The 18,407-nt window shown below is 66.8% G+C and carries 12 protein-coding genes and 1 pseudogene; 6 read left to right on the top strand and 7 right to left on the bottom strand.

The features are described from left to right. Positions 1-4 precede the first annotated feature (4 nt). From H976_RS30525 to H976_RS0101730, 3 genes and pseudogenes are all read right to left on the bottom strand, one after another. Positions 5-901, bottom strand: a pseudogene (locus H976_RS30525) (DEAD/DEAH box helicase); the annotation flags it as partial. A gap of 37 nt (positions 902-938) precedes the next feature. Further along, positions 939-3,692 (bottom strand): hypothetical protein, encoded by a 2,754-nt coding sequence (locus H976_RS0101735; RefSeq protein ID WP_027860119.1) that lies wholly within the window; start codon positions 3,690-3,692, stop codon positions 939-941. Beyond that, complete coding sequence (locus tag H976_RS0101730; RefSeq protein ID WP_027860118.1) at positions 3,685-6,972, bottom strand: exodeoxyribonuclease V subunit beta; 3,288 nt, start codon at positions 6,970-6,972, stop codon at positions 3,685-3,687. Before H976_RS0101730 ends, H976_RS0101735 begins: the two co-directional genes overlap by 8 nt. 165 nt (positions 6,973-7,137) lie before the next feature. Here H976_RS0101730 and H976_RS28395 point away from each other — a divergent pair, with 165 nt between their 5' ends. From H976_RS28395 to H976_RS0101710, 4 genes are read left to right on the top strand one after another with little or no spacing between them, the layout of a single operon-like run. Next, the gene (locus H976_RS28395; RefSeq protein WP_155917875.1) at positions 7,138-8,295 is read left to right on the top strand and encodes an RNA polymerase sigma factor RpoD/SigA; all 1,158 of its coding nucleotides are present in this window, start codon (positions 7,138-7,140) and stop codon (positions 8,293-8,295) included. A 31-nt stretch (positions 8,296-8,326) separates the two neighbouring features. Beyond that, positions 8,327-8,767, top strand: a complete 441-nt coding sequence (locus H976_RS0101720) for a very short patch repair endonuclease (RefSeq protein WP_231388765.1) — start codon at positions 8,327-8,329, stop codon at positions 8,765-8,767. A gap of 21 nt (positions 8,768-8,788) precedes the next feature. Continuing rightward, positions 8,789-9,847 carry a hypothetical protein gene (locus tag H976_RS0101715; protein WP_027860116.1) on the top strand — a complete coding sequence of 353 codons (1,059 nt, stop codon included), beginning with the start codon at positions 8,789-8,791 and terminating at the stop codon, positions 9,845-9,847. Between the two features lie 10 nt (positions 9,848-9,857). Continuing rightward, positions 9,858-11,162 carry a hypothetical protein gene (locus H976_RS0101710; protein WP_027860115.1) on the top strand — a complete coding sequence of 435 codons (1,305 nt, stop codon included), beginning with the start codon at positions 9,858-9,860 and terminating at the stop codon, positions 11,160-11,162. Positions 11,163-11,251: 89 nt separating this feature from the next. Here the strand turns inward: H976_RS0101710 and dcm are convergent, their stop codons facing one another. From dcm to nrdR, 3 genes are all read right to left on the bottom strand, one after another. After that, positions 11,252-12,679 carry a DNA (cytosine-5-)-methyltransferase gene (gene dcm / locus H976_RS0101705; protein ID WP_027860114.1) on the bottom strand — a complete coding sequence of 476 codons (1,428 nt, stop codon included), beginning with the start codon at positions 12,677-12,679 and terminating at the stop codon, positions 11,252-11,254. Positions 12,680-12,782: 103 nt separating this feature from the next. Further along, positions 12,783-15,728, bottom strand: coding sequence for a vitamin B12-dependent ribonucleotide reductase (locus tag H976_RS0101700; RefSeq protein ID WP_027860113.1), 2,946 nt, complete (start codon positions 15,726-15,728; stop codon positions 12,783-12,785). A 122-nt stretch (positions 15,729-15,850) separates the two neighbouring features. Beyond that, positions 15,851-16,324 (bottom strand): transcriptional regulator NrdR, encoded by a 474-nt coding sequence (gene nrdR / locus H976_RS0101695; protein ID WP_027860112.1) that lies wholly within the window; start codon positions 16,322-16,324, stop codon positions 15,851-15,853. 318 nt (positions 16,325-16,642) lie between these two features. Here nrdR and H976_RS0101690 point away from each other — a divergent pair, with 318 nt between their 5' ends. Further along, positions 16,643-16,993: a hypothetical protein gene (locus tag H976_RS0101690; protein WP_155917873.1), complete on the top strand. Its 351-nt coding sequence runs from the start codon at positions 16,643-16,645 to the stop codon at positions 16,991-16,993. 265 nt (positions 16,994-17,258) lie between these two features. On the opposite strand, the gene H976_RS0101685 is transcribed toward H976_RS0101690, so the two are convergent. Beyond that, positions 17,259-17,648 (bottom strand): hypothetical protein, encoded by a 390-nt coding sequence (locus H976_RS0101685; protein WP_027860110.1) that lies wholly within the window; start codon positions 17,646-17,648, stop codon positions 17,259-17,261. Between the two features lie 107 nt (positions 17,649-17,755). On the opposite strand from H976_RS0101685, the gene H976_RS0101680 reads away from it, so the two are divergent. Further along, positions 17,756-18,307 carry a DUF6318 family protein gene (locus H976_RS0101680; RefSeq protein ID WP_027860109.1) on the top strand — a complete coding sequence of 184 codons (552 nt, stop codon included), beginning with the start codon at positions 17,756-17,758 and terminating at the stop codon, positions 18,305-18,307. The last annotated feature ends 100 nt before the right edge of the window (positions 18,308-18,407 follow it).

Genomic DNA, 18,407 nt, shown 5'->3' with positions numbered 1-18,407 from the left:
TGACCAGCTCGCCATGGGGGGTGACGGCGCTCGGCTCGAGCATCCGCACCAGCTCGGCGAAGGACTCCTTGCGCCCGTTGTGCGGCGTCGCGGAGGCGAGTATGAGCGCATCGGTCCTTGAGGCCAGCAGCCGTGCCAGGCGGTTGTTCTGCGAGGCACCCGTGACGTTGTGGGACTCGTCGATCACGACAGCGTCCCAGTGCTGCTTGCGCAGATGGCTGAGGTAGCGGTCGCTCTTCAGGGTGTCGATCGAGATGACGACGCGCTTGTAGTAGGCAAACGGGTTGCGGTTGCCCGGCACCTTCTGGCGGATGCGCTGGATGCCGACCGAGTCAAGCCGGACGAAGGGCAGCGCGAAGCGGGTCCACATCTCGTGCTGCATCTGCTCCAGCACGTGGCGGGGGGTGACGACGAGGATCCGCTCACCACGGCCGCGGCGTATGAGCTCGGAGAGGATCATGCCGATCTCGATGGTCTTGCCCAGGCCGACAGCGTCGGCGAGCAGGATGCGCGGCCGCAGGTTCTGCGGGTCCAGCGCCTTGCGGACGGCTTCGAGCTGGTAGGGCAGGGCGTCGGCCAGGCCCTGGGTGGCGACCGTGAGGGTCGGGTCGGTCACCGGGACGGCTGTCTTGCGGGAGGTCGCTTCCAACCACAGCCGGGAGCGACGGTAACCAGGGGTTCCGTCGGCGACGACCTGCGCCTGCGAGGGGTCAAGCACCTCGATGGCGTCGAGCCCGGTCGAGAACGTCGCAGAGGTGTCCCGCACGAGCTCGGAGAGGCCCTGGACGTCGATGAACCACTCGCCGTCGGCCGATCGTTCGGTGCGGGTGACCAGCCACTCCTCGTCGCGCACGACCAGCACCGATCCCGGTGCTGGCGCAACGCGCTCGCCCTGCGCCACGTCAGTCACCCGCACAACCTAGCTGCGACCTGCACCGTCACTTCTCGTCCCTCGGGTCGCGCCACTGCGAACAGCGGGCTTGCACGGGGCAGGACGCACAGACCTCAGCGCTCTCGGCGCGGGGGGGCAGAAGCTGCGCACTTGGTGGAGCAATGGTGAGGTCGTCGACGTAGTCTCCGTCCTTCGCAAGCTGGTAGGCAGCGTCCAGGTCGCTGGAGCCGCTCTGCGTGCCCTTGAGGGTCAGCAACCACTCCGGCTTGGCCCCGTGGTGCTTGACCACGCGCTTGTCGTAGCTGCTCCGCCGCTGACCCTCCGTCAGGTGCGGCCAGAGGACGTTGCCCGTCGCCCGTGCGACGAGCGACGACTCGCCCTCGACCTCAAGCGCTCCGACGAGGTTGCCGTACAGCATCGACTGGAGGTGGCTTGGCCCGAAGGAAGCGGTCGGACCCATGGCCCACTGGAGGGCAAATCGCCGGGGGCAGGCTCGCGAGGCCGCGCCTGCCCGGGCGTCTACGGAGTCGACTGCTCCCTCGAGATCATCCTCGCCCTCGTCCGCCTCCGCGGGCTCGGGCCGTACACGGTCGGCGTCTTGCTGCGCCGGACTGGGACCTGCCTCAACCTCAACTCCGCCGACGACGTCTCGCACAGCCTCCGTCGACGCGGGCACCGTAAGCAACGAGACGATCGGTGACAGCCGCCGCCGCTCGCCGGCGGAGTCGGAGACCCAGCTGACGGTGACCGTCCCCTCCGGGCCGACGCCGTCGAGCGCGAGCCAGAAGAGGTAGAGGTCGCTCAGACCCGCGGTCTGCGCCCGTGTCTCCAGCAGGCCTGCCGTGACCGGCTCGACGGCGTCGTCGGTGGACGCGCGCAGGTCGTCCAAAGTGAAGGGCCACCCCACCGCCTGCGCCGCTGTCGGGAAGGCGTCCTCCGCCATGTTGGCGAGGTGCAGGTCCTTCTCCACTCGGGCCAGTCCGAGTGCGTCAAGGCCCCTGAGCTTGGTCACCCTGGTGCGCGCCGGGTCCTCGCTCTCCTTGTCCTCGAGGTCGAGGCTGCGCCCGAGGATCATCGCGACGACGTCGACCAGGCCGGCGACGTCGATCTCCTCGTCGGTGAGGACACCAAGGCCACGCAGCTTGGCCTCGACGGCCCGCGCCTGGTCGGGAGGGAGCTGACGGAGCGCGCGGTCCAGGCGTTGACGGACCGTCCGGAGGTGTTCACCCAAGACCACCCGCTCCCTGGCGGTGGTCTCCTCGAGCAGTCGTACGACAGCGTGGACCGTGTCGCGAACCCGGGCGGCGTCGGTCGTCGAGATGTCCGCCCACGGCACCCGGCGCGTGAGGTTCGCGACGGCGAGCTCGATGCGTCTGGCGTCGTTGTCCGTCTCGTCCCGGGCTCCGCGGGGGGCCACCCGCCCCTCAACGGACTCCACCAGCTGGTCGGCCCGTCGGGTCCAGTCGTCCGCGAACTGGCAGCCGGTGAAGTAGGGCAGCACCCGCCGGAGTAACGGGGCACCGGCTGTGTCCATGGGTGCTCCTACCTCGAGGTAGCCGCTCGCGACCATGTCGAGCATGGCGTCCGGGCTCACCACGAAGGAGACAGCACCGTTGTCGTCCTGAGTGATGCACCCGTGGAGGGCGAGCAGGAAGCTCCCCACGGGCAGCTGGGACAGGCTCGGCGCCGCAGGTTGGTCGAAGGCGTCAGAGTCCCTTGCGTCCTGTCGCCCGAGCCTGCCGACGTACCGCTCGACCTGCTCGGCCGCAGCGGCGAATCGAGCCGGCGCAACCTGGCCGTCCGCGGTCTCGGCGCGCCAGAGCCGCACCAGCTCGGCGGGACTGCGGCACTCGACCACTCGCACTGCCGCGGGCGACCCGGGTTCGGCACCTGTCAGCACGCCACGGAAGGCCCGTGCCCCAGATGAGACGTCGTGGTCGACATACACCGGGAACGGGACGGGCATCTGCCACTCGGTGCGGAAGAAGTAGCGCCAGGTGGAGAAGGCGGGGTTGTCGCCGTCGTCGTGGACGATGAACACCTGGTCCACGCCCGGCACGCGGGCCAACGCCTGGAAGAACGCCCACTGGACGGGGTTGTAGAAGTAGAAGCCGTGGTGCACGATCGTGCGCCGCTCGGCGCGACCGAATGCCCGGTCAAGTGCTGCGACGATCCGCTCCCTCAGGCCCTGTGCCTGCGGGGTCGACTGGCCCTCGAGCTCGTCTAGGTCGACCCAGAGCAGGTCACGTGGCGCCCCGAGCGACGGGACGTCGACCTCGGCCTGGGCCCACGCCTTGGCAGCGAGCCGAGCGGCCGGGTCCTTGGCGACGAGCGAGTCGGGACGCACGCCGGCAGCGACGAGCGCGTGGACGGTGGTGGCGTACTGACGCCGCGAGGACAGCAGCGCACGTCCGACTCTGCCCTGGGCGTGCTCCCGCACGAAACGACGCAACGAGTCGTCGACCTGGATGCCCGTGCGGAGCCGTCGGCCGGAGGCCTCGTCCTGCCAGTCGCTCACCCGTGCACCGTGCACCTTGGGTCTCGCCGCGAAGAGATCTGGGACGGGGAAGCCGTCCAGTGACAGGCTCATCTCCCCCGGCAGTCCGGGGAGCGTGACGAGGTCGATCAACGTCGCCACGGGAAAGGCGAGCGATCCCTCGTCCCGGACCGCACGCGCCAGGGTGGTGGTGGCGGTCACGTGTGCCACGTCGACCCAGCCCAGACCTGTCTGCTGCTGGAGTGCCTCGGCGATCGCGTCGCGGGACACCCTCGGCAGCGCCAGCGCGCGCATGTCACCCACGAGGGTCTCCCATCATCAGCAGGTCGGCCCAGCAGGTGGGGCTGGTCGTGCTCACCCTGGCTCGGTGGTCCACCATCAGCACCAGCTCCTCCTTGGCGCGCGTCATCGCGACGTACAGCAGGCGTGCCTCTTCGCGCGCTGTATCGGTGTCGTCGGTGCCCCAGTCGTCGAGTTGGCGGGTGACCGGCACGTTGGTGTAGTCCGTCTCGTTCCACTGGCCCTTGTTGAGGTGCCACCTCCACAGCAGCCGCACCTGCTCGTCGGGCGGGCGCAGGACGGCCGTGCGGGTCGTCACGGAGCGGGGCGGCCCGAACTGCCGGTTCGTGGACGGCACGACGACCCGGTCGTACTCGAGCCCCTTCGCCTTGTGGACCGTCAACGCGACGATCCGGCCGCCGGTCTCCGGGTCGGGCTCGTCCTCGGTGCGGTTGGTCGCGATCTGGAGCCGCAGCCAGGAGAGGAGCCGCTCGAGGCTGAGCGGCCCGTCCTGGAACTGGGCGTCGAGGAGGGTCAGGAGGTGGTCCAGGCAGCGGCCGTAGCGCCGACGCTCCGTCTCGTCGTCCTCGCCCGGCAACGAGCACGCCTCCGGGGCGAACACGCGGGTGCACTCGACGACCCACTCCAGCAGCGGCGCAGTGGAGAGCAACCCGGCGAGGAGCCCCATCCGGTCCCGCAAGGGCGCCAGGTCGTCACGACGGAAGCTGCCGTCCTCCACGACGTGGACGAACCGGGTCTGCCAGGCGACGGGTACGCCCACATCGCCTCCCCAGGACATCGCCTCGACGCCGGTCGGTGCCTGGCCGCCCAGGATCCCGGCTGCCCACCGGGTCTCACAGAGCTCGAGCAGCGCCGCCGCGTCGTCGTGGTCGGCGACCGCCTCCAGGAGCACCCGTAGGTCGCGCACCGCCGGGGACGACCAGAAGCTGCCACCCACACGCAGCTCGCACGGTAGCTTGCGCTCGCGAACCGCCCTCTGCACGGCGATGGCCTGCCAGTTCTCGCGGCACAGGATGCCGATCTGGTCGCCCGACTCGGGGGTCTGCCACCGCTCGACGATCGCCGCTGCCTCGACGGCGAAGTCCTTGACGCTGATCCGCTCGATCGATGCGGGGCAACTGGGGTCCGTCTGGCGAATCTGAGGTCGCAGCCGGTCTTGGGGGGAGTACGGCAGGAGATCTTCCGAGCCCCACGCGGCAAACCACGGGTGCATGGAGTCGAGAAGCTTCTCGCCCGAACGGAAGTTCCGGGTCAGGTTGTACGTGCGCGGCGCCGGCAGTTCCCGCGCGCCGAATCGCTCGTCTAGCTCGTGGAACGCGTTGCCCTCGGCTCCGCGGAAGCGGTAGATGCCCTGTTTGACGTCACCCACCACGAAGAGCCTCGCCCCGAGCCGCTCTCGCACGTCGAGGACGAGGTCCATCTGCCCGGCGTCGGTGTCCTGGAACTCGTCGACGAAGAGGTGCCGGTAGGGCCGGACCTGCGGTTCCCCCTTGGTGCGGAGGACGGCTGTGGCAGCCGGCACGAGTGCGTTCGTCGGCAGCGTCTGGTCGCGCAGGTAGGTGGCTGAGAGGGTGGCCGCAGCATCCTCGACGACTGCCTTCGTCAGGGCGACCACCTGCTGGCCGAGGTGTCCGTCAGGCGAGCTTCCCCAGTCGACGTCATCGACGCCGGATGGTCTGGCGACACCCAGCAGGTCGACCCCGTTGTTCTCCAGCGCCTCCCAGACGGCCAGCACGTGCCTCTGCCACTCGTACGCCGCGGGGACCTTTTCGTGGTGTTGGTCAATAAGCTGCACCAGTCGGCTGGACAGCGCCTGCTGCACCGCGTCCTGCACCTCGAGAGTCCGTCGCGCCACCCGTGCGTCGGGCCCGAGGCCGATGGCTCCACCGCCCGAGGCGATGACTCTCTTGGCGAACGAGTGGATCGTCGTGATGTCGGCTCGCGCCAGCTGGAGCATCCAGGCCAGGACCGGGAGCGCGCAAGACCCGCACAGCCGCTGACGGAGCAGCAGCGTCCTGGCGATCCGGTGACGCATCTCCGAGGCAGACTCGCGGGTGAAGGTGATCAGCGCGATCTCGTCGGCTCTCAGGTCTTGGGGCTCCTCCCCCTTGCCAGTTGATCGACCTGAACCAGTCGCTAGCAGGTAGACGATGCGCTCCGACATGGTTTCGGTCTTGCCCGTCCCGGCCCCCGCGCTGACGACGACGTCAGAGTCAGCCGGCGCGTGCACGACGCGGTACTGAGCGAGGTTGAGGCCGCCGGCCGCGTCGGCGGCCATGAGCGCGGCCTTGACGCTGTTGGGGAGGGCGTCGAGTCCCTCCCCGTCCACGATCCAGGTGTCGGTCAGGTCCACGTCGGCGACGACTGCCCACTCGAGGAGTCGCGCGTCCTCGTACGCCTTGAACCGCTCGTGTGCCAGCAGGTGAGCACGGGTGGTCGTCGACACGATGAACACGCGGACGCCGTACTCCACGAGGCCGAGGAGGTCATCGAGGTCGATGCCCTCGAGCCCGATCCGCAGGACTGAGTACCGCGGGAAGTGGGGCACTCCGAGGGAGCGCCGCAGGACGTCGAGGGCGAGCGCGGGGTCCTGCTCGAGCCACTCGTGCGGGAGCGGTCCTTCGGCGACGACATCTTTCGCACGCTTCGCCTCCGGAGCATCCACCACCGCTACGACGCTCCGCCTGCGGCGAAGCGTGCGCTCGACGGGGAACAGGTCCGCAGCCTCGACGGCGTCGCCCTCCCCCTCGTCCGGGAGGATGGGCTCCTCGCCCACCGCGACGTCGACCACGGGTCCCGGCACCTCGTGCATCTCCGAGACGGGCCACACCCAGGCGGGCACGAACCCCCCGCTCGCTCCACGGCGAACGTCGTAACTGCCGACCTCGCGCAGGTGCTCGACGTCGGTCTGCAACCAACGTCCCGGCGCGGTCGCCGTAGGGGCCTCGTAGAGGACGACCCACACCGGCGTCCCGGTCTTGGCGCTGATCTTGAGGTAGTCGGTGAACGCGGCCTTGTCGATCCAGTGCTGGCTCTCGCCGGTGAGCGGATCCACGGATGCGCGCGACCGACTCTTGACCTCCCAGAACGCCGTGGCCCCGCCCTTGATGGCCGAGAAGTCTGGGCTGCGCAGGTGCTCGCCACCCACCTTGGTGAGCGGGGCACGGGAGCGCTCCGTGTTGCCGACGGCCTCACCGAGCGGCGTGACGGCGTACCCACGGTCCTCCAGCCAAGAGCCCCACGCCAGCTCGCACCGTCGCCACAGCGCGTCCTCGTCCAGCACCCCGAGCCCTTCTGTTCATGTCGATGGGCGCCGTGTGGTGCCCCCACTAGTCCTATCAAGATCTGCGGACGAGCGGGCGCCATCCGTCGAAAGTCGGAAGCCTCACCAAAGCCATGACTTGTGTCGGTGGGGCGATCTAGCGTGTGCGACCACGGAGGGGACGACATGAACAGGGACATCCATCAGCAGCGACTACTCGATCGTCTGGCAGCCCGACTGGACGGTGAATCCATCAAGCGCTCAGACGTCGAGGAGGCTCTGCGAGCTGCCGGCGGCGGTCAGGAGCTTCGTGCACAGGTCGAGCGCTCTCTGTCCGAGGCTCGCATCAACGTGGTCGAGGACGTTCCGGGGCACTTGGCGACCGACGACGATGCGACGACCACGCAGACAACGGCTCGGGACGTCGACCCCGTCGAAGTTGCGCGTCGGCGGCTTGAGCTCGACCGTGGCCGTGCTCCGAAGCGTCTGGCGAAGGTACTCCTGACTGCGGAGGAAGAGGTAGGACTGACGCTCCTCGCGCGCCCTGATGGGCAACCACTTGAAGCGGGCGGCTTCGCGCTGCTCACCGGCGAGTCCAAGGCGGCTGCTGACTCGATGTTGTTGCACAACATGGGCCTGATCCACTCAGTAGCCCAGCGCCTTTCGGGGCAGGGCCTCGAGTACGACGACCTGGTCGCCAGTGGTGTCCCAGGTTTGGTGCGCGCCATCGAGAAGTTCGATCCCAACCGGGGCCTGAAATTCTCCACCTACGCAATGCACTGGGTCCGCCAGAGCATCTCGCGGGCCATCGACAACGAGGGTCGGCTGGTCAGGCTCCCAGTCCACGTCATTGAGTCGATCCGGAAGGTCAAGGCCGCACAAGAACGACTGACTATCGATGGCAAGAAGCCACATTGGTCGGAGATCGCTCGTGAGTGCCACATGTCGGTAGAGAAGGTCGAGGAGCTCTTGCTCCTCGCTCCGGCGGTCGTTTCTCTGGACAAGCCTGTCGGCAACGACGGCGTCACCTTGGGCGACCTCGTGGACCGACCTTCCAGGCCCGACCCCGTGGACGTCAGGGGACTCGACGGAGATGACCTGCAAGCGCTGCTGGGCGACCTGGTCGAGCGCGAGGCGGACGTGCTCCGACGACGCCATGGCCTGTATCCCTACGACGACAAGGCGACGCTGGATGACATCGGCAAGGTCTACGGCGTGACGCGGGAGCGGATCCGGCAGATCGAGTCCAGGGCCATGAAGAACGTTCGCGCCCTGTTAGGGCTGGATCCGCCCGACGTCCGCACAGACCCCGCTGACGACGCTGACCCGACCGAGCCGAATTGAGGCGCGTGCGCACCCGTGCTGCACTGACCCGGTGAACGAGCAGGAGCCTCAACGCATCCCTCCAGGCGGTCCGTTGTCCATCAAGATGTCGCGCCTCGCGCGCCGAGACACCGCGCCAGAGGTCGCCCTTCGCCAAGCCATGCACCGCCGCGGCATGCGGTTCCGCGTGCAGATGAAGGTCCCCGGGAACAACCGGCGGACCATTGACATCGCGTTCACACGTGTGAGGCTGGCGGTGTACGTAGATGGTTGCTTCTGGCACGGCTGCCCTGAGCACCACGTCCGGCCACGAGCGAACTCGGAGTGGTGGGAGTGGAAGATCGCGCGGAACCAGGCACGCGATCGCGACACAGATCAGGCTTTGCTCGTGAGTGGATGGGCCGTGCACCGCGTATGGGAGCACGAGCTTCCAGAACAGGCTGCGTACATCGTAGAGCGGGTCTACCGTGATCGCTCCGCCCATCTGACCTGACTGACCCGATCCGGAGCTCACATGTACCGCCCCGACTACTACTGGGGCACGGGCGTGCAAGTGCGCGAGGCGAGGTGGGGCTGGCGACGCGACATCCGGTTCCAGGTGGTGAACCCGGACATCGACGGGTTGCTGACGGCCTGCCTGCTCCACCAGCTCAAGGGTTGGCCGATCATCGGGTTCTACGACACGCAGCGCCTGCTCATCGACCCCGCGCATCCACTTCCGCTGACCATGCCCGAGGTCATCTGGGTCGACATCGACATGTGCTGGCCGGGCGCGCGCAGCCTCAGTCAGCACGTCGTCCTGGACTCCCCCGCTGACGCCTCAGTTGTCTCGGCGTACGCCGAGACAGTGAACCCAAGCCTGCTTCGGGGGCACGCACGAAGAGCGCACTACAGGGAGAAGTATCCATTCGGGACGTTCCAGTGGGCTTGGTGGCTCATCGGGCCCGGCGCTCTGCCCGCCGCTCCGGCCGTTGACGACGCGGTCATGACTGGCCTCGCGTGGATGCCTGACGGTGGGTTCCAGAGCGTCGAGGGGGTGTGGCGCGAGAACTGTGTTCTCTGGGCTACCCAGCACATGCCTGGCAGCATACTTGCGCCGCTGGCCGGCACGGACCCCAGCCTGGCGCGTGCGGCCGTCGTTGCGGCGGAGCGCGAACTTCGTCGCCTCAGTGGGGTCGACCGCGGCTGGCGAAACCACCAGTTCACCCTCACCCACGGATCGCGCACAGGACCCGAGTTCAACGTGCCCCTGAACGAGGTGCCTGACACTCTGCAAGCACTTTGCAGTGCCATCACCGAGATCTACGGGTGGCGAACCGTCTCCCTGCCGCGCTCGTACGACGCGCACGAGGGTGCCTGGCTCACTGGCCAAGAACCACCTCCTGGTTGGCCGAAGTCAGCGAACCATCACGAGGTCGCATCGCTGGCTGTCACCGGTGGACGCCAGTTCTGTTGGACCACGCCTGGCGACCTCAGGGTCGTCTTGCCCGAACTTTCCCACGCTCCGTCTCTGGGGACCGATGTCAACAGCGCCGGGACGTTGGGCGCGCAGAGGCCCCAACCACAGGACTAGGAAGATAGCTATGTCGCAACGATTCATCCCCTCCGCGAGCAAATTGGAGGCCGTCGCCCGAATCAGCAACCTGACCCGGAGCGGGCCAGAGACGCTAGGTCCAGGGAGCAAAGAGCGGAAGTCAGTCCTCGTCAACCTGTCTCGGGGCCTATCCCTGGCTGTTGACGAGTCGCTGAGCAAGCCTGAGCTCGGCGAGGCAATCGCGCGAGAAATCGGGGCGACCTGGGATCGGTCCTGCTGGTCTGCTGGGTCGACCATCACACTCGTCGGGCTCGATCGCCTCTTGGAGGCGGCAGAGCGTCACGGGTCCATCGCAGCAGTGGGGGTAAGCTCTCACGCGACGTATTCCAGCCCGCGGGCTGAAGCCGAGGCCTTGATGAACGTCTTGGTGCCGTTGGTGCGAGGCGAATGGGATGGCCGAACCTGCGTCAACCAGATGCGGGAGGCTGAATTCACGCACTGGGCACAGGACAAGTGGGCCGGCTGGTACTTCGAGTTCATCGCGCTCCCGGAACTCATCAACCGCCTCGGTGGGGGCCCCCGAAAGGTTGTCAACACGACGTTCGACTACGTGCTTCGCTCCACGTGGGACCTCAAGGCGCACAGCGAGAGCGGGGGCGCAGCGGAAGCGATATTGAACGACCAGGAAGCGGTCAGGCGAGCGATCGACGAGGGCGGACTCGGATTCATCGTCCTCAGCGGCCGACGCGTCGACGATGGTGGCGAGTTTCGTGCGTGGCAGCGACGACAACGGCTGGCGGCTGGGAAGAAGCCCAAGCCAAGACGGCGAGCTGCCGGTGACGAGACCACAGAGCCACGGCAAGCCCCGTCCTCCCCAACTTTCGTTCCGACTCGAATCGAGATCTTCCACATCGGCGACGAGAACGCCTTCAACCATGCCCTCCAGACGCGTGCGCTCAAGCAGTACAAGCAGGGACGACAGTCGTCTGGTGAGAAGCGGAAACCCAAGTACAAGTTGAATTTCTCGACTGCCCGAGAGTCCCTCCTGCTCACCAGCGTCACGCTGGACCACGTGGCACCGATAGGTACCAAGAATGGACCCACCCTCTGCCGCCTGGAGTACCTCACGACCAACGGGTGGGCCGTTGGCCATGCCGGTATTGCTCTGCTCCACCCGGCTCGCTACGTCGAGCGGCTCACCGCTCGGGGAAAGTTCGCGCGGTGCACCGAACTGAATCCCGACCTGAGCGAGGGCAGGGTGCACGTCTCGCCGAACCTCCCCGCCGACTTTTCGATTCTTGTGCCCGACCCCCCGTATCGCATCCCGCGAGTGGGCAAGACCCGGCCCGCGTGAAGTTCAACGGAGGATTTTCACCACCGTATGGATCACAAGATAAGGCCGAAGAAGCCTTCTGGGGTGCTCTGAGGGAGGTAGTCCCTGTTTCAAGGTTGGAACCGCTCGTCAGGGTTCGCGGGGCACGACTTGACGGACTCAACCACCTGCGGCGAGACCCGCGAGATCTCATTGCTGTGAGCGAGCACGTATTCGCGGAACACGTAGTACGCGGCGCCCACGTTCACGCCGTTGCCCATCTGCTTGTAGGACGCAGCGTCGCGCTGCTTGATCGGACCTCGATCGGTGGTCTGCATGAACTCGAAAGAGTCCGGGAGCCCCTGAAGCCGAGCGGTCTCTCTGGGGGTCAGACGACGACGTTCATCGCCAAGAATCGAGGTCTGCGTGATGGCGACCAGCGCCGGGACGTAGTCGGGACGCTTGACTCGAATTCCAGAGGGCCGGAAGTGCATGATCGTCTCGGAGAGAGGCTTGGCGTCTCCGGCCTGCCACTCGAACTTGCGGCGTGATGGAGGGAAGGAGTCGAGCTCTGGACGGAACCGGTCGATGACCGCGCGATGGCGCCAGTAGAAGAAGGCGTTCTTCCGGAGGAAGTCGCGCTTCCATCTGGGATAGGGCTCTCCACGCAGCTCGGCTGCGTCGATCATGTCCTCGGCCTCGGCGGGCGAGCGGAAATCGTCGTACCAGATTGGGAAACCGGGAAGTCGCTCCCCCGGCTCCAGCCGCTGGGCCACTTCCGCCAGGAGCCGGTCCCAGGCATCGATGATCTTTAACTCCGCTGACTCGAGTTCGTACTTACGCTCGACACGCTGTTGTGGCAGGAGCGGAAGATCGCGTCTCAGGTTCCAGTCTGTCTTTCGCCACTTGAGGTCGAGCCCAGCGGTAATCGGATCGTCGAAGCACTCCTTCGACTCGGCGCGATCCCTCCCAACATAGTGCGCCAGGATGAACACCCTGTCCCGGACTTGGGGCCGCCCACCCAGGGAGGGTGGCAAGAGGTGTGGTGAGAAGATGGCCGGCTTACTTGCCGTGCGATAGCCAAGTTGACGAAGCGTCATCACGATCGTCTTGAAAGTGGTGTCGCGATGGCGAGGGCCGGCCAGGTTGCGGACGTTCTCCAGAAGGACGACAGACGGCCGCTTTTCGGGGTCAGCCAGAATCTTGGCAATGTTCCAGAACAGGGTTCCGCGGGTCTCGTCCATCCCGCGCTGGAAACCGCTCTTGGAGAACGGCTGACAGGGGAAACCGGCAGCAAGGACGTCAGCGCGCGGGACCCTGACCTCCGACTCCGTCAGTTCGACGATGTCGCCGCTGACCTCAAACTTCACTCCCTCGGGGAGCTTAGCGCCAGACTCGCGGAGCGGGCGGAGCCAGTTGTAGTCGTAGACGGCCTTGGCGTCCTTGTCGATCTCACTAGCGAACACCCACCTACCACCTGCGGCGTGCAGCGCAGCGTGAAAGCCGCCGATCCCGGCAAACAGATCAGAGAAGGTGAACCCTGCAGCGTTCGAGCTCATGTTCGAAGACTACTGCTCTCACTCGAGGGGAAGCGGGAATGGTTTGCCGTGTTGTGGAAAAGCTGGTCGTGTCCCGCCTGGGACACGACCAGCTCGCCGTCGATCAGCTGCAGCCAGAGGTCGAGCCGCAGCCTTCACACACATAGCAGCTACCGGCTGGCCGCATCTTCGTACCGCAGGTCATGCAGAGGGGGGAGTCGACTGCCGTGCCGGTGATCTTCTCCAGGAGCTCGGCGCTCGTGTGGGCCTCGCCAACGTGGACCTTGGCGGGGACCTCGCGGTCCTCGTTGCCGTGGGTGTCCTTGGTCTCGAGGTCGTCGGCGCGGTCGTCGTGGTCACCGGAGTGGTCTCGACTATCCGCTCGCTTCGCTCGCTGCTCGACCACCTTTTCGTCGTCGACCACCTCGGCCATCAGCTCCGAGGCGCCGCCGGTCTCCTCGATGGGCTCGTAGCTGCCCGTCTCGAGGTGGCGCTGGCGCTCGTCGGCGGAGTAGATGCCGAGCATGCTGCGGTCCTCGAAGGACAGGTAGTCCAGGGCGAGGCGGCGGAAGATGTAGTCCATGATCGACTGCGCCATCCGGACGTCGGGGTCGTCGGTCATGCCGGCGGGCTCGAAGCGGAGGTTGCTGAACTTCGAGACGTAGGTCTCCAGCGGGACGCCGTACTGCAGGCCGATGGACACCGCGATCGAGAAGGCGTCCATCACGCCGGCCAGGGTGGAGCCCTGCTTGCCGAGCTTGAGGAAGATCTCGCCGAGCTCGCCGTCCTCGTGGGCGCCGGAGGTCATGTAGCCCTCGGCACCACCGACGGTGAACGAGGTGGTCTTCGAGGCACGCGACTTCGGGAGACGCTTGCGGAAGGGCTTGTGCACCTCCACGACCTTCTCGACGACCTCGGCCGCGCCACCGGACGTGGACATGGCCTGGTCCTTCTTCGAGGAGTCGGACTTGCCGTCGGAGAGAGGCTGGCCGACCTTGCAGTTGTCGCGGTAGACGGCTGTCGCCTTGAGGCCGAGCTTCCAGGACTGCAGGTAGATGTCCTCGATCTCCTCGACGGTCGCGGTCTCGGGCAGGTTGACCGTCTTGGAGATCGCACCGGAGAGGAACGGCTGGGTGGCCGCCATCATCCGCACGTGGCCCATCGGCTTGAGGGCACGAGCACCCATGGCGGTGTCGAAGACCTCGTAGTGCTCCTGCTTGAGGCCGGGGGCGTCGATGACGTGGCCCTTGTCGGCGATGTATTCCACGATCGCCTCGACCTGCTCGTCCTGGTAGCCCATCTTGCGCAGCGCCCGCGGGATCGTCTGGTTGACGATCTGCATCGAGCCGCCACCGACGAGCTTCTTGAACTTGACCAGCGAGAAGTCCGGCTCGATGCCGGTGGTGTCGCAGTCCATCATGAAGCCGATGGTGCCGGTGGGCGCGAGCACGGAGGCCTGCGCGTTGCGGAAGCCGTTCTTCTCCCCCACCTTCTGTACGTCGGCCCAGACCTGCGTGGCGAGCTTGTGTACGGCGGAGTCGTGGGCGCCGAGAGTGCGGACCACGTCGTTGGCCGCCTGGTGCTTGCGCATGACGCGCTTGTGCGCGTCGGCGTTGCGGGCGTAACCGGCGTAGGGACCGACCACGCCGGCGAGCTCGGCCGAGCGCTTGTAGGACTGGCCGGTCATCAGCGAGGTGATGGTGGCCGCCATCGCACGACCGCCCTCGGAGTCGTAGCCGAGACCCATCGCCATCAGCAGCGCGCCGAGGTTGGCGTAGCCGATGCCGAGCTGGCGGTAGTCACGGGTGGTCTGACCGATCGACTCCGTCGGGAAGTCGGCGAAGCAGATCGAGATGTCCATGGCGGTGATGATGAACTCGACCGCCTTCGCGAACAGCGGCGCGTCGAAGGTGTCGTCGTCCTTGAGGAACTTCAGCAGGTTGAGCGACGCGAGGTTGCACGAGGAGTTGTCGAGCGACATGTATTCCGAGCACGGGTTGGACGCAGTGATGCGGCCGGTCTCCGGGTTGGTGTGCCAGTCGTTGATGGTGTCGTCGTACTGCAGGCCCGGGTCGGCACACTCCCACGCAGCCTGGCTGATCTTGGTGAACAGCTCACGAGCGTCGACGGTCTCGATGACCTCGCCCGTGCCGCGGGCCCGCAGGCCGAACTCGGTGCCGTCCTCGACCGCACGCATGAACTCGTCGCTGACCCGGACCGAGTTGTTGGCGTTCTGGTACTGCACGCTCGTGATGTCGGCGCCACCGAGGTCCATGTCGAACCCGGCGTCACGCAGCGCGCGGATCTTGTCCTCTTCCTTCATCTTGGTCTCGACGAACTCGACGATGTCGGGGTGGTCGACGTCGAGGACGACCATCTTGGCCGCGCGACGGGTGGCGCCACCGGACTTGATGGTGCCCGCGGAGGCGTCGGCGCCGCGCATGAAGGAGACCGGGCCGCTCGCCGTACCGCCGGAGGACAGCAGCTCCTTGGAGGAGCGGATGCGGGAGAGGTTGAGGCCGGCGCCGGAGCCGCCCTTGAAGATGAAGCCCTCTTCCTTGTACCAGTTCAGGATCGAGTCCATCGAGTCGTCGACCGAGAGGATGAAGCACGCGGAGACCTGCTGGGGGCTCGGGGTGCCGACGTTGAACCAGACCGGGGAGTTGAAGGAGAAGTACTGGTGCACGAGGAGCCAGGTCAGCTCGTGCTCGAACAGCTCGGCGTCGGCAGGTGAGGCGAAGTAGCCGTTGTCCTCGCCGCCCTTGCGGTAGGTCTTCACGACGCGGTCGATGAGCTGCTTGAGGCTCCACTCGCGGGCGTCGGTGCCGACTGCGCCACGGAAGTACTTGGTCGTCACGATCGTGGAGGCGTTGACACTCCAGAAGTCGGGGAACTCCACGCCGCGCTGCTCGAAGACGACGGCGCCGGTCTTCCAGTTCTGCTGGACGACGTCGCGGCGCTCCCAGGTGAGCTCGTCGTAGGGGTGCACGCCAGCGGTCGAGAAGACGCGCTCGATCTTGAGGCCCTTCTTGCGCGTGCGTGCGCCGGTCCCGCTCACCGTTTCGGTCATCTTTGGTCCCGCTCCCTGTGTTGTCGGCTACTTCATCTTCACTGGTGGCGGTGACACTTTCGGTCCCGCCGCTGCTGGTGCCCCGCGCGCAGCTTCCCCACTACGCACGGGGCGGATCTTGGTCAGCCCGTTGGCTGAGGTGTTGGTGCTGATCGCTCCATCCGGAGTACGGCGATCTCGGTCTCGAAGTCCTCGGCGGACTCGAAGGCCCGGTACACAGAGGCGAACCTGAGGTACGCAACTTCATCGAGGGCCCGCAGCGGACCGAGGATGGCCAGCCCGATCTCGTGCGCCGGCACCTCTGCCCAGCCCTCGCCGCGCAGGGAGTCCTCGACGGTCTGTCCGAGGCGAGCCAGGTCGTCCTCGTCGACGGGCCGGCCCTTGCAGGCCTTGCGTACGCCGGAGATGGCCTTCTCGCGGGTGAACGGCTCGCACGCGCCGCTGCGCTTCACGACCGTGAGCTGCATCTGCTCGACCGTGGTGAACCGCTTCTCGCACGCCGGGCACGACCGGCGCCGGCGGATCGCCGAGCCGTCATCCGCGACCCTGGAGTCGAGGACCCGGGTGTCGGTGCTGCGGCAGAAGGGACAGTGCATCGCGGGCCTCCTCTCAGGGGTACAACCTGTGTCTGGAACTGTGGATTCCGGCGTTTGCCGGTGGAAAACCTCGGTGTGATGTGGCTAACTCGATCAGTTCTGTGGAACTAGATGTGGATAACTACATCGGTGTAACTACTAGATGTAGTGGAACCGTACGCCTGCGCATCCGAGTGCGCAACAGCGACTTCCACGTACTTCCGGTATGGCGGCATCCGTGCAGGTCAGCGCCCTCTTCGACCTGGAAAACGGGCGTGTCGGACACGGCTTGTGCACTGCGGAGCCCCTCTTGGCGGGGGCTGGGTGACAATGACCGGCGTGGGTAGGCACACCGGGGAGCGGGTTCGGGCCGCTGAAACGACGCCGCGCCCGCCGAAGCGGCAGATCGTGGCGCTCTCGCTGTTCGTCACGATCACGCTGGTGGCGTGGGGAGTACTGGTCCTGGCAGCCATCGACTTCGGCCGCGACGCCCGCTCGGGAGACTCGACGGCCTGGACCTTCTTGGGGCTGGCCTCGGTCGGCGCGGCCGCCTGTCTGTTCGTGACGATGATCCTCGGCGCCAAGCTGGTCGGGGTGGTGCGAGCGCGTACGGCGACTCCTCCCCCGACTCGGCTTCCCGGCGGGCGACGCGCGGCTCGGCGTACCACTTCTGTCGGTCGTCGAACGTAGGCTCCACCTGTGAGCAAGCTGGACGCCCAGAGGGCCATGAAACTGGCGAGGTACGAAGCCAACGAGCAGCGCGCCCGGGATCGAAATGCAGGATCACCGCGGGTCAACGCGACTCCTGCGCCGGTCGCCCCCCGCCCGGCTACCCCGGCCGCGCCGAAGGCTGCTGCGGCGTCGACTGACACCTGCGGGCACAAGTCGATGAACGGTCGGGCGTGCACGCGGGAGCCGGGTCACTCCGAGAAGAGCCACCGCTACAGCTGATCGCTCAGACGCGATCCGCCAGGCGTCGTACGAACTTGAGGCCTGACCAGGTCTCGTCGATCGCGCACACCTTGACGTCCACGTAGCCGGCGGCGAGGCCGATCTCGCGTACGGCGTTGTCGTCGAGGTCGGTCGGCACCTTCGATGCCTTCTTGGGCCAGCAGACCCAGACCATCCCGGCCTGCTCGGTGCGCTCGAACAGCTGCGGCAACCGCTTCTCGAGCTTCGCGGCGCTGGTGTGGAAGGTCAGGCTGATGTCGAGCCGCTTGGGCAGCCGCCGAGCCGTCGGGGCATCGAGGTCGAAGGTGTCCGGGGCGTTGTCGAGGAGTACGACGTGGTCCGGCTTCACGCCGAGCTTGCGCTCGAGCGGTGTGCCTGAGTAGCCCGCAGCCATGACCCCTCCAGTCCCGTTGTCCACAGGCGAACCGATCGGTGTAGCCAGCACGCCCTCGGGGTAGTTAACTCCCCATCGACTCGGGTTCGTAGCTCAAGGGGTGACTCATGCGCGGGCGTCACACGCTGGCCGTCGTCATCGGCGCGCTGTGTCTGCTGCTCGCTGGGTGCGGGGGTTCTGCCGAGCCGCAGCCGTTGCCGCGGCCGACGGCGAGTCTGTCTCCGTCGCCCTCGGCTACTCCCCCGGTGATGCCGTCTGCTGCGAAGGATCAATCGAAGGCCGGTGCCATCGCTTTCGCTCGTCACTACGTCGACTTGATCAACTTCGCGCAGGCCACTGGGCAACTCGAAGAGCTGAGGGCGGTCGAGGACGCCGGTTGCCAGTCATGCGAAAAGGCTGACTCGTATATAGACCACCTCTACCAGTCGGGCGGCTCGATCCGTGGCGGCGCCTTCAAGATCAAGGGCATCTCGACCGTGAAGAACCCAGCGACTAAAGGATGGCTCGTCGAACTAGGAGTTGACTTCGGTCCACAGGTGGTCGACCACCCAAGTCCCAAGGAAGACGAACACCCCAATGGCGGACGCCTTCCTCTCAACGTGCAGGTGGCTTGGCGGCAAGACGGGTGGAGGGTCCTCGAGTGGACGCGAGGCGCCTAATCGCGTTGGCCGCAGCCGCGCTGTTCTGCATCCTTCTGTGGCCGCTTGAGGCCAATGCAAAGGGTTGCGGAGGCTCTGTTGAGTCCGTCGGGAGTGCGTT

The organism is Marmoricola sp. URHB0036 (assembly GCF_000426045.1).
Classification (GTDB): Bacteria; Actinomycetota; Actinomycetes; order Propionibacteriales; family Nocardioidaceae; genus Marmoricola.
This window is presented reverse-complemented; position numbering and strand designations above follow the sequence as displayed.